Below are 12,507 nucleotides of genomic sequence, written 5' to 3'. Positions count from 1 at the left end.
CCGGGCCCCGGACGCCGCCCCGGCGGTTCCCGGCGCCCGTTGACAAGGCGCCGGGCACGTATTTAGCTGACGCCCCATGTCCCGGCAGACCGACCCCTTTGTCCCCCTGCTCGAAGAGGCCCTGGAGGCCTCGCTGGCGGCCAAGCGCGCCACCCTCGCCTCGGAGGGCGGGCGCCTCGTCGCCTTGGCCCGAGAGATGGCCGAGGTGTTCCGCGGCGGCGGGCGGGTCTTCTTCTTCGGCAACGGGGGGAGCGCCGCCGACGCGCAGCACCTGGCCGCCGAGTTCGTCAACCGCTTCCGCATGGAACGGCGCCCCCTCCCGGGCATCGCGCTGACCACCGACACCTCCATCCTCACCGCCGTGGGGAACGACTACTCCTTCGACGACGTCTTCGCGAAGCAGGTCCAGGCCCTGGGCCGGCCCGGTGACATGGCGGTGGGGATCAGCACCAGCGGCCACTCCCCCAACGTGGTCAAGGCCCTGGCCGCCGCCCGGGAGGCGGGCCTCAGGACGGTGGCCCTCACGGGCCGCGGCGGGGGGCGCATGGCCGAGACCGCCGACCTGGTCCTCCGGGCCGCCTCCGACGACACGCCGCGGATCCAGGAGGTCCAGATCTTCCTGGGCCATCTCCTGTGCGACCTGGTGGAGCGGATCCTCTTTGCGGCGCCATGAAGGATGGCGTCGCGAGAATCACCAAGCGGGACGCTTGGCGGTGGTGCTTCAAGCCCCTCGGTCCCTCGCGGTCCCCGGCGACGCCTCGTTCCTCGCGGTGGGCGCGCCTTGTCCTTGGCGATTCTCGCCTATCCATACCCTGCTTCGTGTGGATTCTGACGATGGAAGGCCAAATCTGCACGAAACGTCGAGGAGCCTGAGGACTTTTCATACGAGGCCGTCATGAAGTATCCCGAACCCTTCGACCTGGGGGCGCTCCGGACCTACTCCCTCCACGACCGGCCCAGCAAGGTGGGCCTCGGCGACTTCGCCCGCCCGCTCTCGGCCGGGATGCGGGTGGCCGACCTCCTGGCCGCGCTTCCGCGCCAGCTGGCCGCCGAGGACCTGCGCGCCGCCGCCGCGGCCGTGGCCGCCGCCGTGCGGGGCGGCCGCCCCGTGCTCCTCGCCATGGGCGCCCACGTCATCAAGGTGGGGCTGAATCCCGTCCTCATCGACCTCATGCACCGGGGGATCCTCTCCGGCATCGCCCTGAACGGGGCCGGCATCGTCCACGATGCCGAGATCGCCATGGCGGGGCGGACCTCCGAGGACGTGGCGGCCGTCCTCGGGGAGGGGCAGTTCGGGGCCGCGCGGGAGACGGGCGAGTTCCTCAACGAGGCCGTCCGCCGGGCCGCGGCGGAGGGGAAGGGCCTCGGCGAAGGGGTGGGGGAGGCCCTGGCGGCCGCCGGTTTCCCCCACCTCGACCAGAGCCTCCTCGCCTCCGCCTGGCGCCTCGGGGTCCCTGTCACGGTCCACGTGGCCGTGGGCACGGACATCATCCACATCCACCCCGGCGCCGACGGGGCGGCCATCGGCCGTGCCAGCCACCTCGACTTCCGCCGCTTCGCCACCCTGGTGGCGGGCCTCGAGGGCGGCGTGCTCCTCCACGTGGGGTCCGCGGTGCTCCTGCCGGAGGTCTTCCTGAAGGCCCTCACCCTGGTGCGGAACGTGGGGCACCGCGTGGAACGCTTCACCACGGTGAACATGGATTTCATCCGTCACTACCGGCCTTTGACAAACGTGGTGCAGCGGCCTACCTTACAGGGCGGCCGGGGGATCCACCTCACCGGCCACCACGAGATCATGGTGCCGTTGCTCGCCGCCGCCGTCCTGGAGGCGCTGGAGGCGGGGGACGCGGCCTGAGGAGGGCTTCGGATGCCCATCTACGAGTTCGAGTGCGCCGCCTGCGGCGAATGTTTCGAGGAACTGGTCCTCGGCGGCCGGTCCGACGTGAAGTGCCCGAAGTGCGCAAGCCCCGAGGTCCGCAAGAAGCTGTCCGCCTTCGCCTTCAAGAGCGGGGCCACCTTCGTCGGCACCGGGAAGACCCCCGGCGGGGGCGGCTGCAGCGGGTGCTCCAGCAGCAACTGCGGCTCCTGCGGGGGCTGAGACCGCCGTCTCCGACCGGGCCCCGGGTGAGGCGGGCGTCTCCGTCTCCGCCGGCACCGTCATGACGCAACGCGTGGAAACCGCCGCCAAGTGCTGCCAAGCGCCGCCGACGTCGTCGCTTGGTGACACGTGCGGCGCCATCGAGGATCCCCATGCCTGAACGACTCAGACTCGCCACCCGGAAGAGCGCCCTGGCCCTGGCCCAGAGCACCTGGGTCAAGGAACAGATCGAGGCCCGGTGGCCCGGAGTCGAGGTGGAACTCGTCCGGGTGGTGACCAAGGGCGACAAGATCCTCGACGTCCCCCTGGCCAAGGTGGGGGGCAAGGGGCTCTTCGTGAAGGAGATCGAGGAGGCGCTGCTTCGGGGAGAGGCCGACCTCGCCGTCCACAGCCTGAAGGACGTCCCGGCGGAGACCCCCGAGGGGCTCGAGGTCTCGGTCTTCCCCCGCCGGGAGGACCCGCGGGACGCCCTGGTGGCCCGGCCGGGGCTCACCCTGGAGACCCTCCCCGAGGGCGCCCGGGTGGGGACGAGCAGCCTCCGCCGCATGGCGCAGCTGCGTCTTCGCCGGCCCGACCTCGAGATCCACTCCCTCAGGGGCAACCTCGATACCCGGCTTCGGAAGCTCGACGAGGGCGCCTTCGACGCCATCCTGCTCGCCGTGGCCGGGCTCCGGCGCCTGGGGCTGGCGGACCGGATCACCGAGGTGGTGGACGCCGGCGTCCTCTTGCCCGCCGTGGGGCAGGGAGCGCTCGGCATCGAGCTCCGCTCGAATGACCCCCGCACCCGCGAGATCCTCGCGCCGCTGGCGGACACGGCCACCGCGACCTGCGTCCGCGCGGAGCGGGCCTTCCTCGCCCGGCTCGAGGGGGGGTGCCAGGTCCCCATCGGGGGGCTGGCCCGCCTCGACGGGGACCGGCTCTCCATGGAGGGACTCGTGGCGGACGAAGCGGGCCGCCGCATCGTCCGACGGAACGCCGAGGGGCCGGCGGCGGACGCGGCGCGGATCGGCCGCGATCTCGCGGACGAGATCCTGGAGGCCGGCGGGCGGGAGATCCTCGCCGAGGTCTACGGCCATGCCTGATCCCCCGGGCCCCCGGGTGGGGCGTGTCTACCTCGTGGGGGCGGGGCCGGGCGACCCCGGGCTCCTCACCCTCCGCGGCAAGGAGATCCTCGAGCGCGCCGAGGTGGTGGTGTACGACCGGCTGGCGAGCCCCCGCCTCCTCGAGTTCGTGGCCCCTGGGGCCGAACGGATCTACGTGGGCAAGAAGGCCGGCCGCCACGTGGTCCCCCAGGACCGGATCAACGCCATCATCGTGGAGAAGGCCCGGGAAGGGAAGACCGTGGTCCGCCTCAAGGGCGGCGATCCCTTCATCTTCGGCCGCGGGGGCGAGGAGGCCCAGGAGCTTCGCCGGGCGGGCATCCCCTACGAGATCGTCCCGGGGGTGACCTCCGCCATCGCCGTCCCGGCCTACGCGGGCATCCCCCTCACCCACCGGGCGCATACCGCCTCGGTGGCCTTCGTCACCGGGCACCGAGAGAGCGGCAAGGACGACGAGGCCACCATCGACTGGAAGGGGCTTTCCACCGGCGTCGGGACCCTGGTCTTCCTCATGGGGATGTCGAACCTTCCGAACATCGTGCGGCGGCTCGTGGAGAACGGGCGCCCGCCCGAGACCCCGGTGGCGGTGATCCGCTGGGGCACCACGCCGCGGCACCGCTCGGTGGACGGCACCCTGGCCGACATCGTGGACCGCGTCCGCGAGGCGGAGCTCGGCCCCCCGGCCGTCATCGTGGTGGGAGAGGTGGCGGGGCTCCGGTCCGAGCTCGACTGGTTCGAAGGGCGGCCGCTCCTCGGGCGCAGGGTCCTCGTCACCCGGACCCGGGAGCAGGCCAGCGAGCTGGTGGTGCGGCTCGAGATGCGGGGGGCCCTCTGCGTGGAATGCCCGACCATCGCCGTGGGGCCGCCCGCCGACCCCGCGCCCCTGGACCGGGCCGTCACGGAACTGGCGGCCTACGACTGGGTGGTCTTCAGCAGCACCAACGCCGTTCGGTTCTTCTTCGCCCGGCTCTGGGACCGGGGCCTCGACGCCCGGCACCTCGGCCGGGCCCGTCTCGCCGCCGTGGGCGAGGGGACGGCCCAGGCCCTGGAAGCGCTCCGGCTCCGGGTGGACCTCGTCCCGGACGACTTCCGGGCGGAGGGCCTGCTCGAGGCATTTGGAAGGGAAGGGGTCGCCGGGCGCCGGATCCTCGTCCCCCGGGCCGAGAAGGGACGGGAGCTCCTCCCGGAGGGGCTCCGCCGGCTCGGCGCCGAGGTGACCGTGGCGCCCACCTACCGGACCTACGCCCCGGAGCTGCCCGAGGGCATGGTGGAGGCCCTCGAGGCCGACCCTGTGGACGTGGTCACCTTCACCAGCTCCTCCACGGTCAAGCACTTCTTCAAGCTCTTTCCGGAGGCGCAGCGCCGGCGCATCCTCACTCGGGCCCGGGTGGCCTGCATCGGCCCGGTGACCGCCAAGACCGCCGAGAAAATCGGCCTCCGGGTGGACATCCTGCCGGAGAAGTCCACCATCGTGGACCTGGTCCATGCCATCGAGGATTACTTCGCGGGGGTGCGCGCCGCCGACCGCGACTTCCTGGCGCGCCGGCAGGCGGGCGCGCGCTAGCCGGCCGCGCCTTGACCCGGGGCGGGGCCAGCCGGTAAGCTGTCTCCAGACAGGCGCCGCCGGGGTGCCGATCCTCCCTGCGGCGTACGCCGCAGGGGCGTCCGATGCCGCCGTACACCGATTCCGCCGATCCCCCCGAACTCTCCTCGGTCCTCTCCCGGATCCGGAAGAAGCGGGACGACTACGAGATCTACAACTTCGACAAGGTCCAGGGACGCGCCCTCCGCGCCTTCTTCGACCTCGCCCAGGAGTTCGAGACCCTCGACAACTTCTACCGGGTCTGCGTCTTCGTGCCCAAGGTCTTCATGGGCTTCGACTCGTGCCTCTATCTCGTCCAGCGGGAGACCGGAAGGCTCCTTACGGTCTGCGACTCCCTGAACGGGCTCAACGTGCGCGACATGCCGCCGCCCGAGGGGATCCGCCTCGAGGACCGGCCTTACGAGCTCGAGGACTCCTACGTGATCCCCATCCGGGGCAACCGCCGCCTCATCGCCACGCTGCCCGTGGACCAGTGGGAGGAGATCATCGGGGTCTACGAGGTCTTCCCCCTGGGCCGCCTCGACGCGGGGGACCGGCTCTTCTTCGAGAAGTACGCCAACCGTATCGGCTACAACCTGCACTACAAGCAGATGGCGCTCCAGAACGTGCGTCACCTGCGCTTCATCGCCACCCTGGTGGCGGACATCGAACACAACGTCCTGGTGCCCAACATGCACTACCAGGTCTTCTTCCGGGATCTGCGCCGGCGGATCGGTGAACTCGAGCGGATCGCCCAAGGCATGGCGCAAAAGATCGAGGAGAAGCGCGCGGAGGACTGCCCGGACCTGGGCGAGATGGAGGCCCTGCAACAAAGCCTTTCCGGGCTCTCGCGCCAGCTCCTCGAGCAATACGAGGCCGTGGAGAAGCACTACCGGAACACCAGCCTCTTCCTCGAAAGTCTCCTGCGCCGGGACCACTTCGAGAGGGGGCAGCTCGTGCCGCGCATCCGGCAGTGCAACGTCCGGCGGGAGGTCATCGACCCCCAGCTCGCCCGGTACCGGGAGCGCCTCGAGCGGAGCGGCATCCGCATCGACGACCTCCTCGGAGGCGTCCCCGCGGACGAGGACTACCCCCTCTCCGTGGACGTGGGGCTCCTTTCCCAGGTCTACGCCAACTTCTTCTCCAACGCCCTGAAGTACTGCCGGGAGGTGACCAACGAGCACGGGGAGCCGGTCAAGTTCATGGCCTACGGCCGGGAGATGCTGCCGGACTTCTTCGGGCCCGGAAAGCACGGGGTCAAGTTCAACGTCTTCACCACGGGGCCCGCCATCCCCGACGAGGAGGCCGGCCGCCTCTACGAGGAGGGCTACCGCGCCCGATCGGCCGCCGGCCAGCCGGGCTCCGGGCACGGCCTCCACTTCGTGAAGAAGGTGGTGGAGGTCCACGGGGGGGTCACCGGGTACGAGCCGAGGCCCCTCGGGAACAACTTCTTCTTCATCTTGCCCCTGTCCGCCGAGATACCGTCCCCCGAGGAACTCGCCCCGGCGGGGTCCTGAGACGACGCGCCGGGACCGGCGCGCCGCCGGCCGGACCACCCAGTCCATGAGCAGGCATCCATCCACCACCGCCGCATCCCCGGCCGGAGACCCGGACGCCGGCTTGAACCCCCAACAGCGGGAGGCCGTGGAGACCCTCGACGGGCCGGTCCTGGTCATCGCCGGGGCCGGCAGCGGCAAGACCCGGACCCTGGTCCACCGGGTGGCCCGACTGGTCGCCCGCGGGACCGAGCCGGAGGCCATCCTGCTCCTCACCTTCACCCGGAAGGCCGCCTCGGCCATGCTGGAACGGGCGGCCCGGCTGGTGGGTCCCGCCTGCGCCCGGGTGGCCGGCGGGACCTTCCATGCCTTCGCCCACCGGATGCTCCGGGTGCACGCGCCGCTGGCCGGCTACCCCGTCTCCTTCACCATCCTCGACCGGGCCGACACCGCCGGCCTCCTGCGCCAGCTGGCGGGGGAACTCGGCCTCGGCGGTTCGGGGAGCCGGTTCCCCAAGAAGGCCACCGTGGCGGCCATCTTCAGCCGGGCCGCCAACACCGGCGGCGACGTCACGGCGGTCCTCGAGCGGGATTGGCCGCACCTTTTGGCCGAGGCCGAGGGGCTCCGGCGCCTCTACGAGGCCTACACGGCCTACAAGCGGGCCCACGGGCTCATGGACTACGACGACCTGCTGCTTCGGTGGTGCGACGTCCTCGAGGCCCATCCCGAGGTCCGGGAGGCCATGGGCCGGCGCTTCCGCTACCTCATGGTGGACGAGTACCAGGACACCAACGCCGTGCAGGCCCGGATCCTGCGCCTGGTGGCCTGCGGTCACGACAACGTCATGGCCGTGGGTGACGACGCCCAGTCCATCTATGCCTTCCGCGGGGCCAACTTCCGGAACATCCTGGACTTCCCGAAGCTCTTTCCCGGCACCCGGATCGTGAAGCTCGAGCGCAACTACCGGACCACCCAGCCGAACCTGGATTGCACCAACGCCATCATCGCCCACGCCCGGGAAAAATTCACCAAGCACCTCGTGGCCGACCGGCCGGGCGGCCGCCGCCCGGTCTGTTTCACCGCCCTCGACGAGCTGGACCAGGCCCGGTTCGTGGCCGACCGGGTCGCCTCGTACCACGCCCGGGGGGTGGCGCTGGCCGAGATGGCGGTCCTCTTCCGGGCGGGATTCCATTCCTTCCAGCTCGAGGCGGAGCTCAACACCCGGGGCATCCCCTTCACCAAGCGGGGGGGGCTCCGCCTCGTCGAGGCGGCCCACATCAAGGACGTCCTGGGGGTGCTTCGGCTCCTGGTGAACCCCTACGACCGGGTGGCCTGGAACCGGGTCCTCCAGCTCCTGCCGGGGGTCGGTCCCAAGGGGGCGGACCGGGTCTTCGCCGCCGTGGTGGGGGCGCCGGATCCCTTCGCCCTCCTGGAGGAATGGCCCGGCCGGGCGCGGTGGACCCCGCAGGTGCGCCGCCTCGGGGCCTATCTCCGCCGCCTCCAGGGGGCGGACTTGGCGCTCCCCGCCGTGCTCGAAAGGATCGAGGCCTGGTACCGGCCCTATCTCGAGCGGCGGTTCCTCGAGGACCATCCCCGCCGCAGCCAGGACCTGGCGCAGCTCAGAGGCATGGCCGGCCGTTACGAAGACGCGGTGACGCTGCTCGCCGAGGTGGCCCTGGATCCGCCGGAGCCGGACGAGTCGGCGGGGGAGGGCGACCGCCTCGTCCTCTCCACCATCCACTCGGCCAAGGGGCTCGAGTGGCGGGTGGTCTTCGTGATCCACCTGGCCGAGGGTCGATTCCCGGCACCCTCGGCGGAAGGCCGCCCGGAGGACCTCGAGGAGGAGCGGCGGCTCTTCTATGTGGCCACCACCCGGGCCCGGGACGACCTCTACCTCTGCCGGCCCGCCATGTTGAACTTCAGCGGCGCGGGGCTTCTCCCGGCCCGGCCGTCGCGGTTCCTCGAGGAGATCCCGGCGGATCTCCTCGAGCAGGTGGCGCCGGCGTCGCCCCGGGCGGGCGTCGCGGTGCCGGCCGCCGCCCCCCGGGAGGCGGCCCCGCCGCCCGGCACCGGGGCCTTTCCCCCGGGGGCCCGGGTGCGGCACACCATCTTCGGGCCGGGGCGGGTGCTCGAGGTCCTGGGTCCCGAGAAGCTCCGGGTGCACTTCGACGTCTCGGGGGAGAAGGTCCTGAACCTCCAGTACGCCCGCCTCCAGCGGCTCGGCGGGTAGGGGGGCGGCATGGCGGCGCGCGGCACCCGCGGCCCGGACCTGGCGGCGGCCCTGGCCTACCTGGACCGGTTCCAGTTCCACGGCTTCCGGCTGGGGCTCGAACGGATGGAAGCGGTCCTCGATGCCCTGGGGCACCCGGAGCGGGCGGTCCCGGTGGTCCACGTGGCCGGGACCAACGGGAAGGGCTCCGCGGCCGCCCTGATCACCGCCATCCTCTCCGCCGCCGGGCTCCGGGTGGGACTCTACACCTCGCCTCACCTCCACTGCCTCGCCGAGCGGTTCCGGATCGGCGGCCGCCCGATTCCGGAACCGGAACTCGCGGAACGGATCCACCGGATCCGGCGCCTGGTGGAGGCCGGCTGCGAGCTCAGCTACTTCGAGGCCACCACGGCCATCGCCTTCGACTGGTTCCGGGACGCGGCGGTGGACCTCGCCGTGGTGGAGACGGGACTCGGGGGGCGCCTGGACGCCACCAACGTGGTGGTCCCCCGGGTGTCGGTGATCACCGGGGTGGGGCTCGATCACCGGAGCTACCTCGGGCGGACCCTGGCCGCCATCGCCCGGGAGAAGGCGGGGATCGTGAAGCCCGGCGTGCCCGTGGTGAGCGGCGTCCGCCGAGCGGCGGCGAGGCGGGTGGTCCACGGCCGGTGCCGGGAATTGGCCGCCCCGCTCTCGGAACCCGGCCGCGACTTCACCGTCCGGCGCTGGTCGGACCTCGGCTTCCATTACCGGGGGGCGCTCTGGCGGCTCCGCCGGATCTCTCTCGCCCTCCGGGGGGCGCACCAGGTCCGGAACGCAGGGCTGGCCGTCCGGGCCTGCGAGATCCTGGCCGCCCAGGGGGTGCCCGTGACCGGGGCGCACGTCCGGGCGGGATGTCGCCGGGTCTCCTGGCCCGGGCGCCTGGAGGTCCTCGCTGGGCCGATCCGGGTCCTCCTCGACGGGGCCCACAACCCGGACGGCGTCCGGGCCCTCCGGGCGGCCCTCGACGCGGGCCGGGAGTGGCCGCCGCCGGAGCGCCGGGTGCTGCTCTGGGGGTGTTCCGACGAGGGGGGCGACAAGGACTACGCCGGGATGCTGGCCCTCGTGGCCGGCGCCGCGGGCCGGGTGGTGGTCACCGAGCCGCCGGGGCCGAGGCGCCCGGTCCGGGTGGCCGACTGGCGCGGGGTTTCCCTCCCGCCAGGGGCCCGCCTCGAGGTCGACTGGCGCCGGGCCCTCGATACCGCCCGGGAGGAGTTGGGACCGGGGGACCTCCTGTGCGTGGCCGGAAGCCTCTACCTCGTGGGGGCGGTCCGCTCCGCCCTGGTCCGGGAGGGATTCCGGCCCTCGTCCCGGTGCGGCGCCGGCCCGGAACGGGCCAGCGTTTCGTAGAAGACCGCCGCCAGCTCCCGAACCGCCGCGACGGAGGGGGCTGCGTTCACCTCCCTCCGGAACCGGGCCCCGCCCGGAAGGCCCCGGCTGTACCAGGCCAGGTGCTTTCGGGCCAGCCAGAGGGCCACGGGCTCCCCGTAGAATTCCAGAAGTGCCTCCAGGTGGGCCGTCACCACCCGGTACTGGGCCTCCAGGGAGGGCCAGGGGGCGGGCGAGCCGGAAAGCGCCCGGGCGATGTGCCGGAAGATCCACGGCCGGCCCAGCGCCCCCCGGCCGATCATGAGGGCGTCGGCGCCGGATTCGGCCAGGCACCGGGCGGCGTCCGCGGCATCCCGGATGTCCCCGTTGGCCACCACCGGGATGGAGACGGCCGCCTTTACCGCCCGGATGGCCGCCCAGTCCGCCCGGCCGGCGAACATGTCGCTCCGGGTCCGGCCGTGGACCGCCACCATGGCGGCCCCGGCCTCCTGGGCGATCCGGGCGATCCTCGGGGCGTTGACGTGGGCGTGGTCCCACCCGAGGCGCATCTTCACCGTCACCGGGACGTCCACGGCCGCCGCCACCGCCGCCACCACGCGTCCCGCCAGGCGCTCGTCCCGCATGAGGGCGGCCCCGGCCCCGGTCTTCACGATCTTCTTCTGGGGGCAGCCCATGTTGATGTCCAGGATGGCGGCCCCAAGGTCGCGGTTCCGGCGTGCGGCCTCGGCGAGGACCATCGGGTCGGCCCCCGAAAGCTGGACCGAAAGCGGGTACTCCTCGCGCGCCGTGGCCGCCATCCGCCGGGAGCGCGGGTGATCGCGGACCACGGCCTGGGAGGCGATCATCTCGCTCACCGTGAGGCCGGCCCCGAAGCGGCGCGCCAGGCGCCGGAATGGGAAGTCCGCCACGCCCGCCAGGGGGGCGAGGATCAGGGGCGGCGAGACGGAGAGGGGGCCGACCCGGAGCGGCGGGGGGAGCCCCGGGAGGGGGGCGTCAGCGGTCACGGGCGGCCTCCGGCGGGCCCTTTTCGACGACGAGGCGCACGTGGTCCCCGGCGTGGTCCTCCGCCACGATGCGGCCGTCCACGATCTCGAGCAGCCGGCGCATCTTCGGCAGGGTATCCGGCCGGAGGAGGACCTCCATGCGGTACCCGGTGGGGGTCTTGGGATCCCGGAAGCGCAACCCGACGCTTACGAGGCCCTTTCAACAGTCTTTCCGGCTGTCGATCCGTTCCATGGGGCGTTCCTTTATGGACCCGTGGGTGTCGGCGGCCGGGGCGGCCGTGGGCGCCGCCGGCCAGGCGGCCAGGAAGAGGGCCCCGGCCAGGGCCGTGGCCAGGAGGATACGGCGCTCGGGAGTGTCCACTGGATGACCTCCTTTTCGTAGACCCTCGAGGGGTGCGTGCAGAATGTCGCCGCGCGCAAGGTCCGGGGCCCCGGGAGGAGGACCGCGCGGCCTCCCGCGGCGCCCGCCTTCTTGCCATGGCGGCGCTTTCCTGGAGAATAACCAAAGGGACGGCGAAAGACGAGGCGGTTCCGGGAGCGACGAGGGGGGCGGCCGTGGCGGAGACCTGGCGTATCGACGGTGCGCAGGGGGAGGGGGGCGGGCAGATCCTCCGGACCGGGCTCGCCCTCGCCGTGCTCGCCGGACGCCCGGTGGAGTTCGTCAACATCCGGGCCCGGCGGCCGAAGCCGGGACTCAGGCCCCAGCACCTGGCCGCCGTCCGGGCCGCAGCGGCCGTCTGCGGCGCCGAGGTCCGGGGGGCCGAACCGGGTGCCTCCAAGGTGTACTTCGCCCCCGGGCCCGTTCGGCCCGGATCCTACCGGGTCGACGTGGGCACGGCCGGGTCCGCCCTCCTGGTCCTCCAGACGGTGCTCCTGCCCCTGGCCTGCGCCCCCGGACCGTCCCGGCTGGAGATCACCGGCGGGACCCACGTCCCCTGGAGCCCGTGTTTCCACTACGTGGACCGGGTCTACCGCCCGGTCCTCGCCGGCATGGGATTCCGGTTCCGGATCGAACTCCGGCGGTGGGGCTGGGTCCCGGCCGGCGGCGGCCGGGTGACCTGCGACATCACCCCCCCGGCGGCGCGTCGGCCCTTCGCGGGAGGCGACGGCGAGGCGCCGGTCCGGGTGGCCGGCGTGTCGGCTTCCTCCCGCCTTCCCCCGCACGTGCGGGAACGCCAGGCCCGGGCCGCGCGCGAGGCCCTGGAGCGGCGCGGCGTCGAGGCCCGGGTCGAGACGCTGGAAGGCCCCGCCGATTCGCCGGGAAGCCTGGTGTTTCTCTGGGCGTCCGGGGGCGGGCGGTGGGGCGGGGCCACCGCCCTGGGCGCGCGGGGAAAGCCGGCCGAGCGGGTGGGCGCAGAGGCCGCGGCGGCCATGCTGGACTTCCTCGACTCCGGCGCCGACGTGGACCCGCACCTCGCCGACCAGCTCCTCCTGCCCGCCGCAGCGGTCCCGGAGCCGAGCCGGTTCACCGTGGCCCGGGTGACCCGGCATCTCGCCACCCATGCCCAGGTGCTCCGGGAGACCGGCGTGGCCGGGATCGGGTGGCGATCCGTCCCCGGCGGCCTGGTTGCAGTGGAGATTGAACCAAAAATCGGCAAAAAATTAGAAAGATATGATTAAAAAGTAATGTGATGGATGATGGAAGGGCGA

12 protein-coding genes are annotated in these 12,507 nt (G+C 72.8%); 9 read left to right on the top strand and 3 right to left on the bottom strand.

The window, feature by feature from the left end:
- Positions 1–76: 76 nt before the first annotated feature.
- From HCU62_RS04615 to HCU62_RS04580, 8 genes are all read left to right on the top strand, one after another.
- Positions 77–673 carry a D-sedoheptulose-7-phosphate isomerase gene (locus tag HCU62_RS04615; RefSeq protein ID WP_163299330.1) on the top strand — a complete coding sequence of 199 codons (597 nt, stop codon included), beginning with the start codon at positions 77–79 and terminating at the stop codon, positions 671–673.
- Between the two features lie 222 nt (positions 674–895).
- A complete protein-coding gene (locus tag HCU62_RS04610) occupies positions 896–1,855 on the top strand; it encodes a GSU2086 family protein (RefSeq protein WP_169755462.1) in 960 nt (319 codons plus the stop codon).
- A 12-nt stretch (positions 1,856–1,867) separates the two neighbouring features.
- Positions 1,868–2,098, top strand: a complete 231-nt coding sequence (locus HCU62_RS04605) for an FmdB family zinc ribbon protein (RefSeq protein ID WP_163299055.1) — start codon at positions 1,868–1,870, stop codon at positions 2,096–2,098.
- A 152-nt stretch (positions 2,099–2,250) separates the two neighbouring features.
- Positions 2,251–3,180, top strand: coding sequence for a hydroxymethylbilane synthase (gene hemC / locus HCU62_RS04600; protein ID WP_163299056.1), 930 nt, complete (start codon positions 2,251–2,253; stop codon positions 3,178–3,180).
- On the top strand, positions 3,173–4,762 hold the full coding sequence (cobA, locus tag HCU62_RS04595) for a uroporphyrinogen-III C-methyltransferase (RefSeq protein ID WP_163299057.1): 1,590 nt from the start codon (positions 3,173–3,175) through the stop codon (positions 4,760–4,762). Before hemC ends, cobA begins: the two co-directional genes overlap by 8 nt.
- Positions 4,763–4,866: 104 nt before the next feature.
- Positions 4,867–6,297 (top strand): sensor histidine kinase, encoded by a 1,431-nt coding sequence (locus tag HCU62_RS04590; protein WP_163299058.1) that lies wholly within the window; start codon positions 4,867–4,869, stop codon positions 6,295–6,297.
- A 103-nt stretch (positions 6,298–6,400) separates the two neighbouring features.
- Complete coding sequence (locus HCU62_RS04585; RefSeq protein ID WP_246325263.1) at positions 6,401–8,506, top strand: ATP-dependent helicase; 2,106 nt, start codon at positions 6,401–6,403, stop codon at positions 8,504–8,506.
- A gap of 9 nt (positions 8,507–8,515) precedes the next feature.
- Entirely contained in the window at positions 8,516–9,874 is a 1,359-nt protein-coding gene (locus tag HCU62_RS04580) for a bifunctional folylpolyglutamate synthase/dihydrofolate synthase (protein ID WP_163299060.1), read from the top strand.
- On the opposite strand, the gene dusB is transcribed toward HCU62_RS04580, so the two are convergent.
- The 3 genes from dusB to HCU62_RS04565 are packed head-to-tail and all read right to left on the bottom strand — an operon-like array spanning position 9,778 to position 11,218.
- Positions 9,778–10,857: a tRNA dihydrouridine synthase DusB gene (dusB, locus tag HCU62_RS04575; RefSeq protein WP_163299061.1), complete on the bottom strand. Its 1,080-nt coding sequence runs from the start codon at positions 10,855–10,857 to the stop codon at positions 9,778–9,780. The two genes, HCU62_RS04580 and dusB, sit on opposite strands and share 97 nt — an antisense overlap.
- Positions 10,847–10,996 (bottom strand): hypothetical protein, encoded by a 150-nt coding sequence (locus HCU62_RS04570; RefSeq protein ID WP_169755461.1) that lies wholly within the window; start codon positions 10,994–10,996, stop codon positions 10,847–10,849. The genes dusB and HCU62_RS04570 overlap by 11 nt, the downstream gene beginning before the upstream one ends.
- A gap of 60 nt (positions 10,997–11,056) precedes the next feature.
- A complete protein-coding gene (locus tag HCU62_RS04565; RefSeq protein WP_163299063.1) occupies positions 11,057–11,218 on the bottom strand; it encodes a hypothetical protein in 162 nt (53 codons plus the stop codon).
- Positions 11,219–11,412: 194 nt separating this feature from the next.
- Between HCU62_RS04565 and rtcA the strand changes: the two genes are divergently transcribed.
- Positions 11,413–12,477: an RNA 3'-terminal phosphate cyclase gene (rtcA, locus tag HCU62_RS04560; RefSeq protein WP_169755460.1), complete on the top strand. Its 1,065-nt coding sequence runs from the start codon at positions 11,413–11,415 to the stop codon at positions 12,475–12,477.
- Positions 12,478–12,507: the final 30 nt, after the last annotated feature.

This window comes from Dissulfurirhabdus thermomarina (genome assembly GCF_012979235.1).
GTDB lineage: Bacteria > Desulfobacterota > Dissulfuribacteria > Dissulfuribacterales > Dissulfurirhabdaceae > Dissulfurirhabdus > Dissulfurirhabdus thermomarina.
This window is presented reverse-complemented; position numbering and strand designations above follow the sequence as displayed.

What these genes read in the sequence shown, in the direction of transcription:
- HCU62_RS04615 (WP_163299330.1), top strand. Translation starts at nt 77, where the DNA reads ATGTCCCGGCAGACCGACCCCTTTGTCCCCCTGCTCGAAGAGGCCCTG.
- HCU62_RS04610 (WP_169755462.1), top strand. Translation starts at nt 896, where the DNA reads ATGAAGTATCCCGAACCCTTCGACCTGGGGGCGCTCCGGACCTACTCC.
- HCU62_RS04605 (WP_163299055.1), top strand. Translation starts at nt 1,868, where the DNA reads ATGCCCATCTACGAGTTCGAGTGCGCCGCCTGCGGCGAATGTTTCGAG.
- hemC (WP_163299056.1), top strand. Translation starts at nt 2,251, where the DNA reads ATGCCTGAACGACTCAGACTCGCCACCCGGAAGAGCGCCCTGGCCCTG.
- cobA (WP_163299057.1), top strand. Translation starts at nt 3,173, where the DNA reads ATGCCTGATCCCCCGGGCCCCCGGGTGGGGCGTGTCTACCTCGTGGGG.
- HCU62_RS04590 (WP_163299058.1), top strand. Translation starts at nt 4,867, where the DNA reads ATGCCGCCGTACACCGATTCCGCCGATCCCCCCGAACTCTCCTCGGTC.
- HCU62_RS04580 (WP_163299060.1), top strand. Translation starts at nt 8,516, where the DNA reads ATGGCGGCGCGCGGCACCCGCGGCCCGGACCTGGCGGCGGCCCTGGCC.
- HCU62_RS04570 (WP_169755461.1), bottom strand. Translation starts at nt 10,996, where the DNA reads ATGGAGGTCCTCCTCCGGCCGGATACCCTGCCGAAGATGCGCCGGCTG.